The organism is Enterobacter cloacae complex sp. S2, assembly GCF_015159675.1.
Lineage (GTDB): Bacteria > Pseudomonadota > Gammaproteobacteria > Enterobacterales > Enterobacteriaceae > Enterobacter > Enterobacter intestinihominis.
In genome coordinates this window covers 2214-15430 of the sequence record NZ_JADDTS010000024.1, presented here as the reverse complement: position 1 = coordinate 15430, position 13217 = coordinate 2214, and the positions used below count along the sequence as shown (strand labels likewise).

The following is a 13217-nucleotide window of genomic DNA, read 5'->3' as shown; positions in this document are numbered from 1 at the left end:
TCAGCCCACAGGGAGAGGGAGAATATCAACACCGGGCGATACAGCATCAATCTTCCAGTGAATACGGCAGCGGCTCAATGCTGAGCGTGTTTGCATCATCCCGCACGCGGAACACGCTGTCGGGCTCCATATCATTATTCATGACAACCTGCACCAGCAGGCGGCCATCATCGAGCTGGACGGCGGCTAACACGGTGCCGGTACGGCGCCAGTTTTCGCCCATCTTCATCTCGAGATCTTCACCCGCTTCCGGCACACGGCTGGCGTGACCAGCCAGCGTCCACAGGGCACGTTTGTTCGCGCCGCGGAATTTCGCACGCGCCACCATTTCCTGTCCGGTGTAGCAGCCCTTCTTAAAGCTGATACCACCCAGCGCCTGGATGTTTGTCGCCTGCGGGATAAACTGCGCGCTGTTTACCGCGTCAATAACCGGCAGGCCCGCTTCGATGTTCAGCGCCAGCCACTGCTGGCTGTTGTTGAGCTGTGCTTCACCGCGCAGGGCGTCAGTGACGCGTTCCGCCGATGCTTCGTCGGTTACCAGCAGGAAGCGCTCCGCAGGGTGTTCGAACCACAGAATGGAGGTTTCTCCCTCGCTGATCAGCTGTTTTCCGGCATCCGGTAGCTCGGCAAACAGGTTTTTCAGCGCTGCACGCGCCTGGTAACCCGCTACCCCCAGCAGAATGTGTTCATCGTCCGGGGCGATGGTGACTTTAGAAAAGACCGCGTATTTTTTCAGCTCTTTAAGCTGGGCGTCACGCAGGCTGCGACGCTCAATGAAGGCGAATCCGTCCTGACGGCGGAACAGACGCAGGTTGCTCCACATTTTTCCTTTTGGATCGCAATGCGCGGCCAGCAGATGCTGGTGCTCAGTCAACTGCGCCACGTCCGCCGTGACCTGGCCTTGCAGGTATTTTTCGCTGTCCGCACCGGTCAGTGTCGCCAGTGCCCAGTCATCAAGAGTAATCAGCGTCAGCGGCAGACGCGCAGAGGCGGCGGGCTGGCGAGGAGAAAATGGTGTAAATGCCATAGTGATGTCCTGAATTGCTTAACGCTTTGATAATACCTAATGGTAAAAGAGACTGTATTCAATGCAAGCGCTTTCAGCAGGCCATTCGTGCCATTACGCGGTTATGCGTGGCGCTACGCAAAATAGTGTAATCCGCTGTCTTTATAAGGATTATTCAGGAAGCCTGCTCGAGGTTCGCAATATTCCAGTAAAGAAACGGTCAAAAACACGTTACACTAGCAGGTGTTCCCGAAGAGCAATAATGAATACCGAACGGGATACCGACTGTGCCAAACGTAATGCAGGAAACAGAACATGGATATTAACAACAAGGCCCGTATTCACTGGGCGTGCCGTCGCGGCATGCGTGAACTTGATATCTCCATCATGCCTTTCTTCGAGTATGAGTACGACAGCTTAAGCGATGACGATAAGCGCCTGTTTGTCCGTCTGCTTGAGTCCGACGATCCGGATTTATTCAACTGGCTGATGAATCACGGCAAGCCCGCCGACACCGAGTTGCAACGGATGGTGCAATTAATTCAAACACGGAATCAGGAACGTGGTCCTGTGGCAATCTGATCTTCGCGTCTCGTGGCGCTCACAGTGGATGTCCTTACTGCTCCACGGTCTGGTCGCGGCAATGGTGTTATTGGTGCCGTGGCCGCTAAGCTATACCCCTCTGTGGCTGCTTTTGCTGTCGTTTGTAGTGTTTGACAGCGTGCGCAGCCAGCGTCGAATCAACGCCCGTCAGGGTGAAATTAAGCTGCTGATGGATTCTCGCCTGCGCTGGCAGGGAAAAGAGTGGGAAATGATAGGGACGCCGTGGATGCTCAACACCGGGATGATGCTACGGCTGCGTCGGGTCGAGGACAATCGTCGCCAGCAACTGTGGCTGGCAGCAGACAGTATGGATCCTGCGGAGTGGCGAGATCTGCGCCGGTTGATCGTGCAACAGCCGACGCAGGAGTAAATCAGCTGAACTGCTCGGCCATCTCACCCAGAATCTGCTCGCACCAGCTCTGGAGGCGCTCGTCGCTAAGATCGTACTGGTTGGTTTCATCCAGCGCGAGCCCGACAAACAGCTGACCGTCGGCAATAATCGGTTTTTGACTGGTGAACTCATAGCCTTCCGTAGGCCAGTAGCCGATAAAGGTCGCGCCCTTTGGCGCCAGTTTGTCGTGCAGCATGCCGAGTGCGTCAAGGAACCACTCCCCGTAGCCCAACTGGTCGCCCATGCCGTACATCGCAATGATTTTGCCTTCAAAATTGACTGAGTCGAGCTGATCCCAGATGGCTTCCCAGTCTTCCTGAATCTCACCAAAGTCCCAGGTAGGGATACCCAGAATCAGCACATCGTACTGCTCCATCAAGGCAACCGCGTCATCTTTCAGGTTATGCAACGTCACCAGTTCCGGGCCAATAATGTCGCGAATTTTCTCCGCCGCCATTTCGGTGTAGCAGGTGCTGGAACCATAGAACAGACCAATATTCATCGCGTAACTATCTCAATTCTTGCTATGACTTTGCGCGTAGTGTACCAGAAACCGATGGCAATCAGGCATAATGGCCAGATTGCAGAACCATAGGGGTTGATGTGGAAAAGGATCTCGCACTCATCGAACAGTTTCTCGACGCGCTGTGGCTGGAGAAAAACCTCGCTGAAAATACGCTTAGCGCCTATCGTCGGGATCTCACTCTGCTGGTCGAGTGGCTGGCGCACCGGGGGCTGACGCTTGAAAGCGCACAAAGCGATGACCTGCAAGGGTTACTGGCTGAGCGGATGGAAGGGGGGTACAAAGCCACCAGCTCCGCACGTCTGCTGAGCGCCATGCGCCGCCTGTTCCAGCACCTTTACCGCGAGAAAATCCGCGCGGATGATCCCAGCGCACTGCTGGCATCGCCTAAACTGCCTCAGCGGCTGCCAAAAGATCTCAGCGAAGCGCAAGTTGAGAGATTATTACAGTCGCCCGCAGTTGACCTTCCGCTGGAGTTACGCGATAAAGCCATGCTTGAACTATTGTATGCCACGGGCTTGCGCGTTTCTGAACTGGTGGGCCTGACGATGAGCGATATCAGCCTGCGTCAGGGCGTGGTGCGCGTTATCGGTAAAGGGAACAAAGAACGGCTGGTGCCGCTGGGTGAAGAGGCGGTCTACTGGCTGGAGACGTATCTGGAACACGGGCGTCCGTGGCTGCTGAACGGCGTCTCCATAGATGTATTATTCCCGAGCCAGCGCGCGCAGCAGATGACGCGACAAACGTTCTGGCATCGCATTAAACATTACGCCACACTGGCGGGTATTGACAGTGAGAAGCTGTCGCCGCACGTTTTGCGTCACGCCTTCGCGACGCATCTGTTAAACCACGGCGCGGATTTACGCGTGGTGCAGATGTTGCTTGGACACAGCGATCTTTCAACGACGCAAATATACACCCATGTCGCGACGGAACGCCTGCGGCAGCTACACCAACAGCACCACCCTCGCGCGTGAGTGCCGACGAATTGTTACAGGATCATATATGAAAAAGTCTTTAGCGCTGTTCACCCTGCTGGCAGCTTCGGTTTCCGGTTTTGCCCATGCGGATGATGCCGCCATTAAACAGTCTCTGACGAAACTCGGCGTCGCCAGCAGCGAGATCCAGCCAGCGCCGGTGGCTGGCATGAAAACGGTGCTGACCAACAGCGGCGTGCTGTACGTGACCGAAGACGGAAAGCACATCATTCAGGGGCCAATGTACGACGTGAGCGGTGCGCAGCCGGTGAACGTCACCAACCAGCTACTGATGAAAAACCTGAATGCGCTCGAAAAAGAGATGATTGTCTACAAAGCGGCGCAGGAAAAGCACGTCATTACCGTCTTCACCGACATCACCTGCGGCTACTGCCACAAGCTGCATGAAGAGATGAAAGACTACAACGCGCTGGGCATTACCGTGCGTTACCTGGCCTTCCCACGCGCTGGCGTGCAGAGTCAGCCTGAGCAGGATATGAAAGCGATCTGGTGTGCGAAAGACCGCAACAAGGCCTTTGATGACGCGATGAACGGTAAAGGCGTGAAGCCCGCCTCCTGCGATATCGACATCGCTAACCACTACGCGCTGGGCGTACAGTTTGGCGTGAGCGGTACGCCAGCCATTGTGCTGAGCAACGGCTATGTGGTGCCGGGCTACCAGGGGCCAAAAGAGATGAAAGCGTTCCTCGACGAACACCAGAAACAGACGGGTGGTAAATAATTCGCGTGAAAGCCCCGATAAAACTGCGCCGCCGCGATGCGGTTGAAACCGCGGATTTACCAGATACGCTTCCGCTGCTGTTAAAGCGGTTGTACGCCAGCCGTGGCGTGCGTACGGCAAGCGATCTTGAGCGCAGCGTTAAAGGCATGCTGCCTTGGCAAGCGCTGAGTGGCATCGAAAAAGCGACTGAAATGCTCTACGACGCGTTCCGTGACGGGACGCGGATTGTCGTGGTGGGCGATTTCGATGCCGACGGCGCAACCAGTACCGCGCTGAGCGTACTCAGCCTGCGTGCGCTGGGCTGCGATAACGTGGCTTACCTGGTGCCGAACCGGTTTGAAGACGGCTACGGCCTCAGCCCGGAAGTGGTCGATCAGGCCCATGCCCGTGGTGCACAGATGATCATGACCGTGGATAACGGGATCTCTTCTCATACGGGGGTCGATCATGCCCATGCGCTGGGGATCCCGGTACTGGTCACCGATCACCACCTGCCAGGAGAAACCCTGCCAGACGCTGAAGCCATCATTAACCCGAACCTGCGCGACTGCCATTTCCCGTCGAAATCGCTGGCCGGAGTAGGGGTGGCGTTTTATCTGATGCTGGCGTTACGCACGTTGCTGCGTGATAAGGGCTGGTTCGAATCGCGCGGGATTGCCGTGCCGAACCTCGCGGAGTATCTCGATCTGGTGGCGCTGGGAACCGTGGCGGACGTGGTGCCGCTCGATACCAATAACCGTATTCTCACCTGGCAGGGCTTGAGCCGCATTCGGGCGGGCAAATGCCGTCCGGGGATCAAGGCGCTGCTGGAAATTGCCAACCGCGATCCGCTGAAGCTCGCGGCAAGCGATTTAGGCTTTGCCCTCGGCCCGCGCCTGAACGCGGCGGGGCGGCTGGACGATATGTCGGTTGGCGTCGCGCTGCTCCTGTGCGACAACATCGGCGAAGCGCGCGTGCTGGCCAGTGAGCTGGACGCACTCAACCAGACCCGTAAAGAGATTGAGCAGGGGATGCAGGCCGAAGCGCTGACCCTGTGCGAAAAGCTGGAGCGCAGCGGCGATAACCTGCCGGGTGGGCTGGCGATGTATCACCCCGAATGGCACCAGGGCGTGGTGGGCATTCTGGCGTCGCGCATTAAAGAGCGTTTCCACCGCCCGGTGATCGCGTTCGCCCCCGCCGGGGACGGCACGCTGAAAGGCTCCGGTCGTTCCATTCAGGGGCTGCATATGCGCGATGCGCTGGAGCGTCTCGACACGCTTCATCCGAACCTGATGATTAAGTTCGGCGGCCACGCGATGGCGGCAGGCCTGTCGCTGGAAGAGGCGAAGTTCGAGGAGTTCCAGCGTCTGTTTGGCGAACTGGTCACCGAGTGGATCGATCCGTCTCTGTTGCAGGGTGAAGTGGTTTCTGACGGCGAGCTTTCTCCGGCTGAAATGACCATGGAGGTGGCGCAGATGCTGCGCGATGCCGGCCCGTGGGGGCAGATGTTCCCGGAGCCGCTTTTCGACGGACGTTTTCGTTTGCTGCAACAGCGCATCGTGGGCGAACGCCATCTCAAAGTGATGGTGGAACCGGTCGGCGGCGGGCCGCTGCTCGACGGCATCGCCTTTAACGTTGATACCTCCATCTGGCCGGACAACGGCGTGCGCGAGGTTGAGCTGGCCTATAAGCTGGATATTAACGAGTTCCGCGGTAACCGCACCCTTCAGATCATCATCGACAATATCTGGCCAATTTAGCGTCAGTAATCTCTATAAAAAAGGGCGTGGATTCGGTACAATCCCGCTCTTATCACCGCATTTTGACAAGCTCATAAAAGAAAACAGACCATGTTTGAAATTAATCCGGTAAAAAACCGCATTCAGGACCTCACGGAGCGCTCTGACGTTCTTAGGGGGTATCTTTGACTACGATGCCAAGAAAGAGCGTCTCGAAGAAGTAAACGCCGAGCTGGAACAGCCGGACGTCTGGAACGAACCTGAACGCGCGCAGGCGCTGGGTAAAGAACGTTCCTCCCTCGAAGCCATCGTAGATACGCTGGATCAAATGGCGCAGGGTCTGGAAGATGTTTCTGGGCTGCTGGAGCTGGCTGTCGAAGCCGACGACGAAGAAACCTTTAACGAAGCCGTGGCAGAGCTCGACGTGCTGGAAGAGAAGCTGGCGCAGCTGGAATTCCGTCGCATGTTCTCCGGCGAATACGACAGCGCTGACTGCTATCTCGATATTCAGGCAGGCTCTGGCGGTACCGAAGCGCAGGACTGGGCCAGCATGCTGATGCGCATGTACCTGCGCTGGGCTGAAGCGCGCGGTTTCAAAACCGAGATTATCGAAGAGTCCGAAGGTGAAGTGGCGGGTATCAAGTCCGTCACCATTAAGATTATTGGCGATTACGCCTACGGTTGGCTGCGTACTGAAACCGGCGTTCACCGCCTGGTGCGTAAGAGCCCGTTCGATTCCGGTGGCCGTCGCCACACCTCCTTCAGCTCCGCGTTTGTCTACCCGGAAGTGGATGAAGATATCGATATCGACATCAACCCGGCGGACCTGCGCATCGACGTTTACCGCGCATCCGGCGCGGGCGGTCAGCACGTTAACCGTACGGAATCTGCGGTGCGTATTACCCACATTCCAACCGGGCTGGTAACACAGTGCCAGAACGACCGTTCCCAGCATAAGAACAAAGACCAGGCCATGAAGCAGATGAAAGCGAAGCTTTATGAGCTGGAGATGCAGAAGAAAAATGCTGAGAAGCAGGCGATGGAAGACAACAAGTCCGACATCGGCTGGGGCAGCCAGATCCGTTCTTACGTCCTTGATGACTCCCGCATCAAAGACCTGCGTACCGGGGTTGAAACCCGTAACACGCAGGCGGTGCTGGACGGCAGCCTGGATCAATTTATCGAAGCAAGTTTGAAAGCAGGGTTATGAGGAACCAACATGTCTGAACAACAATCACAGGGCGCTGACGCGGTAGTCGATCTTAACAACGAACTGAAAACCCGCCGCGAGAAACTGGCAGCGCTGCGCGAGCAGGGCGTGCCGTTCCCGAACGATTTTCGTCGTGACCACACCTCAGACCAACTGCACGCAGACTTCGACGGTAAAGAGAACGAAGAGCTTGAAGCGCTGAACGTTGAAGTGTCCGTGGCGGGCCGCATGATGACCCGTCGTATCATGGGTAAAGCCTCCTTCGTGACCTTACAGGACGTTGGCGGCCGCATTCAGCTGTATGTCTCTCGTGACGACCTGCCGGAAGGCATCTACAACGAGCAGTTCAAGAAGTGGGACCTGGGCGACATCCTGGGCGCTAAAGGTAAACTGTTCAAAACCAAGACCGGTGAACTGTCTATCCACTGTACCGAACTGCGTCTGCTGACCAAAGCCCTGCGCCCGCTGCCGGACAAGTTCCACGGTTTGCAGGATCAGGAAGCGCGCTATCGTCAGCGCTACCTGGATCTCATCTCTAATGATGAATCCCGTAAGACCTTCAAAATTCGCTCCCAGATCATGGCCGGTATTCGCCAGTTCATGGTTAACCGCGACTTTATGGAAGTAGAAACCCCGATGATGCAGGTGATCCCAGGCGGTGCCTCTGCCCGTCCGTTCATCACCCATCACAACGCCCTGGACCTGGACATGTACCTGCGTATCGCGCCGGAACTGTACCTGAAGCGTCTGGTGGTCGGTGGTTTCGACCGCGTGTTCGAGATCAACCGTAACTTCCGTAACGAAGGTATTTCCGTACGTCATAACCCAGAGTTCACCATGATGGAACTCTATATGGCGTATGCGGATTACAAAGATCTGATCGAGCTGACCGAATCCCTGTTCCGTACCCTGGCGCAGGATATTCTGGGCACCACGCAGGTCCCTTACGGTGAAGAAGTGTTCGACTTCGGCAAGCCGTTCGAAAAACTGACCATGCGCGAAGCGATCAAGAAATACCGTCCGGAAACCAATATGGCGGATCTGGATAACTTCGACTCTGCGAAAGCGATCGCTGAAAGCATCGGTATTAAGGTTGAGAAGAGCTGGGGTCTGGGCCGTATCGTGACCGAGATCTTCGAAGAAGTGGCCGAAGCGCACCTGATTCAGCCGACCTTCATCACCGAATACCCGGCGGAAGTGTCTCCGCTGGCGCGTCGTAATGACGAGAACCCGGAAATCACTGACCGCTTCGAATTCTTCATCGGTGGCCGCGAAATCGGTAACGGCTTTAGCGAGCTGAACGATGCAGAAGATCAGGCGCAGCGTTTCCAGGATCAGGTTAACGCGAAAGCGGCAGGCGACGACGAAGCGATGTTCTTCGACGAAGACTACGTAACCGCGCTGGAACACGGCCTGCCGCCGACGGCTGGCCTGGGTATTGGTATCGACCGTATGGTGATGCTGTTTACCAACAGCCACACCATCCGCGACGTGATCCTGTTCCCGGCGATGCGTCCGGTGAAATAAGCCGTTAAGTCGTAAAAAAAGCCCCGTGCGTTCATCGCCGGGGCTTTTTTATTGCGCCGCAAAAGCGCTGAGTTTTTCGCGCGCAGTGTTCGCTTCCTGCACCATCCAGGGACTAAATGCCCACGGTGTGGCGTCTAGCGCGCGGAAGAGCGCGTCCAGCTCCACCCACTGATACTCCATCACTTCGTCGCTATTGATTGCGAGGGTATTCGTTACGCGTGCGGCATAGACCGGGCAGATTTCGTTTTCAACGATCCCTGAAGGGTCGGCTTCACGGTAGCGGAACTCCGGGGCAACGGGAGTGATGTCTATGATTTCGGCGCCGACTTCAAAGCGGCAGCGGCGGATAATCGCCTGCTCTGTCGCTTCGTCGGCCTGTGGATGTCCGCAAACGGAGTTGGTCCACACGCCGGGCCAGGCTTTTTTACTTAAGGCGCGCCGGGTAATCAGACATTCTCCGTTAGCGTTAAACAGCCATGAAGAGAAGGCCAGGTGAAGCGGGGTGTGTGACGTGTGCGCGGCGTACTTCTCCTGAGTGCCAATCACCTTTCCCTGGTCATTTACCAAAATAACGTGTTCTTGAATACTCATTGATGCTCCAGTGCCATAATGCTTAATGGTTCAGCACCATCAGCGGAATTATTATACTGCATTCTTATGCGAACGGTTTGGCCCACAGAGCGGAAAAGGGCATGACCCGCATCAGTTTGGGCTGCTATCATAGTGCGCCATTCACGCTGACCGAGGAGCTGTTTTGTTTGCAGGAAGCCTGACGAGAAACCCGATCATTGCCATTTTCTGCCTGACGCTGACGCTACTTGTAGCAGGATGCTCGGGGAGTAAATCTTCGGATATGGGCAGTTATTCCGGTGCCGTCTATACCGTTAAGCGCGGGGACACGCTCTACCGCATCTCACGTGCCACGGGGACCAGCGTGAAGGAGCTGGCGCGCCTGAATAATATCTCTCCACCGTATACCATTGAGATAGGGCAAAAGCTCAAGGTTAACGGCGGTTCCTCCTCAGGGAAAAAGTCCTCAACGCGTAAAACAGCCAAAGTGACGCCATCCTATCAGGTGCCTAAATCATCCTGGCCGCCGGTCGGTCAGCGCTGCTGGATCTGGCCTGCAAGCGGAAAAGTGGTTGCGCCGTACTCGCTCTCGGAAGGGGGCAATAAAGGAATTGATATCGCTGCCGCACGCGGCACGCCGGTTTACGCTTCAGGGGCCGGGAAGGTGGTCTATGTCGGTAACCAGCTTCGTGGATACGGTAACCTGATCATGATTAAGCATGGTGAGGACTACATTACGGCATATGCGCATAACGACACGATGTTGGTGAATAATGGCCAGAACGTGAAGGCGGGGCAGAAGATTGCGACCATGGGCAGTACCGGGACGGATACGGTGAAGCTGCATTTCCAGATTCGCTATAAGGCCACGGCCATCGATCCGCAGCGTTATCTTCCGGCGCAGGGCAGTAAACCGAAGTGCTAAGTGATTATTTAATCGCCACTTAGTGGGGTAAAGGCTTGTATGAAGAGGCGTAAGGTCTATAATGCCTTACGCACCTCAAAGCGGGCGTAGTTCAATGGTAGAACGAGAGCTTCCCAAGCTCTATACGAGGGTTCGATTCCCTTCGCCCGCTCCAGAACTCTCCCCTTGTGGAACCGTTCGAAAAACTCCGGTTCTTTCAGCATGTTACGCAGTAGTGCTTACTAACATGCTTAGGCGTTCTACCATAGTTCACTACTTTGACACTTGTCACGAATGGTTACTCGGTGAAATGAGAGTGTAGCCAATCGTCGGCGGTGGTTTCAAGTTCTTACCGCGATAGCCCAACAATGAACGCAAAGCCTACACCAGGCAGCGACGGATCGCACTTCTCATAACCTTACAGTGAAGCGCATTTTTTGCCGATGCTCCCACATGCCACACGTCGCGATGACGTTGCAGGGAATAAACAGGTTTATGGTGGTGTTCGTACCTACAAACGATATGTAGGCTCTGCCAGCGGTTCGGCCTCGCTCCTTCGGGTACATGGTCATCCTGATAAACTTCACTGTCTGACATATCCCTGATGTTGTCGCCTAACGGCTCCGCGTGTTGTCTTACCACCAACGGGCATTAGGCTTCTATTGTCCAAAATCTGTTAGTTGCACAATTTTTGCACCCTGTATAACCTGAGATTAATCTTAATCACTCAAGGGTGGGTATGTCAGATAAGGAATCAATACGAAGGGAGTTAACTCTTTTGTTGGAGATACTCGCCTTGACTGGAGAGCAACGAGATTTTGTTGAATCAATGTACCAAGACAATGCAAACAGTAGGGGGATGGTAATGACCAACAAGCAGTTACGTATCCGCTATGGATTTCATGGAAAACACATGGAAAAAAATGTTGCCTGGGATGGCAATGATCAGGTGAATAGTGTTTTGGCTGTTCTTATTGAGGAGTTGTCTCTCCCGATAGGTGAGAAACCAGTGAATCTGATTGAACACGGTGTAGATGATGTATTTTTCTACGATGAAGAGAGTCAGAAATGGCTCGAAATCCCTCCTAAATGGCTAATCAAGGCATAAGGTCAGGGGGCAACTCGCCCCCCGCTTCTTCACTTCAACGCGCGTATGTAATCAAGCAAGGCTTTCAGTTGGCTACCTTTCATCGCCGGAACACGAATACGTATATCAGCCTTTCCTGTACTGGCGTACCTGCTTTCCCCTTGCAGTAATCGAAGGCTCATTGTTATGATCTGATGGTCTGACATTACTAACTCTCCGTGGTGGTTTGTTGTTTGTCGGATCGCTGTGTGGGATGTTCTCAGCATCCTGCACAGCACTATTAACAGCATTGCGTAAATTTCTCGGTAACAGATGACGCTGTATCGTCGTCCCTGCAAACTTCACTACCTGCGTATAAACGCACACCGTAGCACCACACCAGATAAAGCTGGTGATTAGCTCTTCTTCCTTTTTCAATACTCATCTCCGAGAATTGCACCTAAGAAAAATTCTGTTTGCTCTTCGCTGCCTTTGACGCTGTAACACTCGATAGCCTTTCTCATTTCGCTTTCGTCCGTGTTACCAGCCAGCCATTCTATCAGGCTTTCTAAATACTCCTCCGCTCTGTTCACGTCGTGATCTTCTGGTAACACCTTGATTGCATCTGCCATGAAACAGGCTTCTACGTGGTCGTAATGAAACAGCAGGGCAAGAATACTTTCTTGTTGCCATTGTTCAGGCGTTTTCAATCCGTAACTGTTAGTCATTTGATACTCACCCATTTACGATCCTCGTTCGGTGTTGCTTGTTGAATTGCATCTTTCAACACCTGTTCAAAGTTCACGCCGTGCTCCTGGCTTCTCTGCCACATGTCCAAAAATGCTACGGCGAATTTCAATTCTTCTTCGCTCTTAATAGGGCTGAAAGCGGTTGTGTGTTCGTTCATCTCTATAATCTCCATACTCATTACTCCTCTTCAAAGGTCATTGTGTAGCGGCATTGCTGCGACGGTCTGATCGTCACTGTCTCTGTATAATTGGCGTTGCTATAAACGCAAATCCGCGCGTTGTCTGTTTCCTGTTCGTCACTAAGAACAAGGGTTATTTGTCCGGCATTTGCCAGGGCTGGCAGTAGTGCCAGCGTCAGCACAAGATATTTAGATTTCAAGGCTAAACTCCTCTGTCAATTCGTCGCCTACTTCGAGCGTGTAACCAATATAAAAGAGCGTTGACCGTGGATCAGCATGACCCAGGAGAAGGGCGATCTGTTCAACCGGCACACCTGCACTGAATAAAATTCGCCCTTTTGATTTTCGCGGGGTATGACACCCTACGTTAGAGAATCCCACTCTACGCCCGATCTTGCTGAACTCAGTGAACACAGTGTTACGAGTTACGGCGTTGCCTCTGCTACGGAGATCGCCTTTGCTAAAGATGAAATCCGTCTTCACAGGCATAGTGGATTGTTCCTCTCTCCGCATCTCTACGATTTTCCGCATGGTGTCAGTAATCTTGATACGGAGCGGTTTCACCTTCTTATTAGGATCTGCCTTTCGTTTAGATTTCTGCTGTTTCACCTCGATATGCGTTTTCCCTGCACTGAATTGTGACCAGGTGAGGGTTAACAGGTCAGAGATACGTAATGCGCTCTCATACTGCATCACCCATGCACAGTAGAACAGGTTTGTTCTGGTATTGCGTCGTAGCTCTGCCGCCACTGCTTTCACGTCCTCCGCGCTTTTAAGCGCAACTGCGATACCTTCCATTCTTTATCCCTCCTCTTGTTCGTTTCGTTGAAATCATAATTGATCAGAAATTGATCATTTTCAATATGTTGCACGATACATTTGGTTATGAAGAGCACGAAATGATCAAAAGGTATGCGCGGTTGCTTGAGTTGCTTAACGGCGTGATCAAGGCCGCCCCAATTCTGCTGTCCGTCAGCACCGAATATCTGTAACTGATTGAAAAATAACAATAAATGTAATTTCATAAATGATTCATGAAACGGTGGTTATGT

The 13217-nt window shown here is 53.9% G+C and carries 16 protein-coding genes and 1 tRNA gene; 10 read left to right on the top strand and 7 right to left on the bottom strand.

All coding sequences use genetic code 11. The features are described from left to right. Positions 1-46: 46 nt before the first annotated feature. Positions 47-1027 (bottom strand): tRNA-modifying protein YgfZ, encoded by a 981-nt coding sequence (ygfZ, locus tag IPZ49_RS12535; protein WP_063146505.1) that lies wholly within the window; start codon positions 1025-1027, stop codon positions 47-49. 294 nt (positions 1028-1321) lie between these two features. Between ygfZ and sdhE the strand changes: the two genes are divergently transcribed. Together sdhE and IPZ49_RS12525 are read left to right on the top strand one after the other, a co-directional pair. Beyond that, on the top strand, positions 1322-1588 hold the full coding sequence (gene sdhE / locus IPZ49_RS12530; RefSeq protein WP_003863437.1) for an FAD assembly factor SdhE: 267 nt from the start codon (positions 1322-1324) through the stop codon (positions 1586-1588). After that, positions 1569-1979, top strand: a complete 411-nt coding sequence (locus IPZ49_RS12525; protein ID WP_063146504.1) for a protein YgfX — start codon at positions 1569-1571, stop codon at positions 1977-1979. Before sdhE ends, IPZ49_RS12525 begins: the two co-directional genes overlap by 20 nt. Position 1980: 1 nt before the next feature. Here IPZ49_RS12525 and fldB read toward each other — a convergent pair whose 3' ends face one another. After that, complete coding sequence (fldB, locus tag IPZ49_RS12520; protein WP_015571793.1) at positions 1981-2502, bottom strand: flavodoxin FldB; 522 nt, start codon at positions 2500-2502, stop codon at positions 1981-1983. A gap of 101 nt (positions 2503-2603) precedes the next feature. Here fldB and xerD point away from each other — a divergent pair, with 101 nt between their 5' ends. The 5 genes from xerD (at position 2604) to lysS (ending at position 8697) form a co-directional block, all read left to right on the top strand. After that, on the top strand, positions 2604-3500 hold the full coding sequence (xerD, locus tag IPZ49_RS12515) for a site-specific tyrosine recombinase XerD (protein ID WP_003863442.1): 897 nt from the start codon (positions 2604-2606) through the stop codon (positions 3498-3500). 28 nt (positions 3501-3528) lie between these two features. Beyond that, positions 3529-4242, top strand: coding sequence for a bifunctional protein-disulfide isomerase/oxidoreductase DsbC (dsbC, locus tag IPZ49_RS12510; RefSeq protein ID WP_022649304.1), 714 nt, complete (start codon positions 3529-3531; stop codon positions 4240-4242). Positions 4243-4247: 5 nt separating this feature from the next. Then, positions 4248-5981: a single-stranded-DNA-specific exonuclease RecJ gene (gene recJ / locus IPZ49_RS12505; protein ID WP_063146503.1), complete on the top strand. Its 1734-nt coding sequence runs from the start codon at positions 4248-4250 to the stop codon at positions 5979-5981. 90 nt (positions 5982-6071) lie between these two features. Then, positions 6072-7170, top strand: a protein-coding gene (gene prfB, locus IPZ49_RS12500) for a peptide chain release factor 2 (RefSeq protein ID WP_096147815.1) whose coding sequence is annotated in 2 segments (ribosomal slippage) — positions 6072-6146 and positions 6148-7170 — 1098 coding nt in all. Because the reading frame shifts where the segments join, the coding sequence is not laid out codon by codon here. Positions 7171-7179: 9 nt separating this feature from the next. Next, positions 7180-8697, top strand: coding sequence for a lysine--tRNA ligase (lysS, locus tag IPZ49_RS12495; RefSeq protein WP_022649302.1), 1518 nt, complete (start codon positions 7180-7182; stop codon positions 8695-8697). 48 nt (positions 8698-8745) lie between these two features. Here the strand turns inward: lysS and idi are convergent, their stop codons facing one another. After that, complete coding sequence (gene idi / locus IPZ49_RS12490; RefSeq protein ID WP_032676492.1) at positions 8746-9288, bottom strand: isopentenyl-diphosphate Delta-isomerase; 543 nt, start codon at positions 9286-9288, stop codon at positions 8746-8748. Positions 9289-9451: 163 nt separating this feature from the next. Here idi and actS point away from each other — a divergent pair, with 163 nt between their 5' ends. The 3 genes from actS to IPZ49_RS12475 all read left to right on the top strand — a co-directional run bounded on the left by actS (position 9452) and on the right by IPZ49_RS12475 (position 11279). Continuing rightward, a complete protein-coding gene (actS, locus tag IPZ49_RS12485; RefSeq protein WP_063146502.1) occupies positions 9452-10192 on the top strand; it encodes an amidase activator ActS in 741 nt (246 codons plus the stop codon). A gap of 80 nt (positions 10193-10272) precedes the next feature. Further along, positions 10273-10346, top strand: a tRNA-Gly gene (locus IPZ49_RS12480). Positions 10347-10910: 564 nt separating this feature from the next. Continuing rightward, a complete protein-coding gene (locus IPZ49_RS12475; RefSeq protein WP_029497222.1) occupies positions 10911-11279 on the top strand; it encodes a hypothetical protein in 369 nt (122 codons plus the stop codon). Positions 11280-11671: 392 nt separating this feature from the next. On the opposite strand, the gene IPZ49_RS12470 is transcribed toward IPZ49_RS12475, so the two are convergent. Genes IPZ49_RS12470 through IPZ49_RS12455 form a run of 4 tightly spaced genes read right to left on the bottom strand, consistent with a single transcriptional unit; the run spans position 11672 to position 12963 of the window. Next, a complete protein-coding gene (locus IPZ49_RS12470) occupies positions 11672-11980 on the bottom strand; it encodes a hypothetical protein (protein ID WP_022649298.1) in 309 nt (102 codons plus the stop codon). Beyond that, positions 11962-12159 carry a hypothetical protein gene (locus tag IPZ49_RS12465; protein WP_045623679.1) on the bottom strand — a complete coding sequence of 66 codons (198 nt, stop codon included), beginning with the start codon at positions 12157-12159 and terminating at the stop codon, positions 11962-11964. Before IPZ49_RS12465 ends, IPZ49_RS12470 begins: the two co-directional genes overlap by 19 nt. Positions 12160-12164: 5 nt before the next feature. Beyond that, positions 12165-12365, bottom strand: a complete 201-nt coding sequence (locus IPZ49_RS12460) for a hypothetical protein (protein ID WP_045623671.1) — start codon at positions 12363-12365, stop codon at positions 12165-12167. Further along, entirely contained in the window at positions 12355-12963 is a 609-nt protein-coding gene (locus tag IPZ49_RS12455) for a tyrosine-type recombinase/integrase (RefSeq protein ID WP_048218522.1), read from the bottom strand. The genes IPZ49_RS12460 and IPZ49_RS12455 overlap by 11 nt, the downstream gene beginning before the upstream one ends. Between the last annotated feature and the right edge of the window lie 254 nt (positions 12964-13217).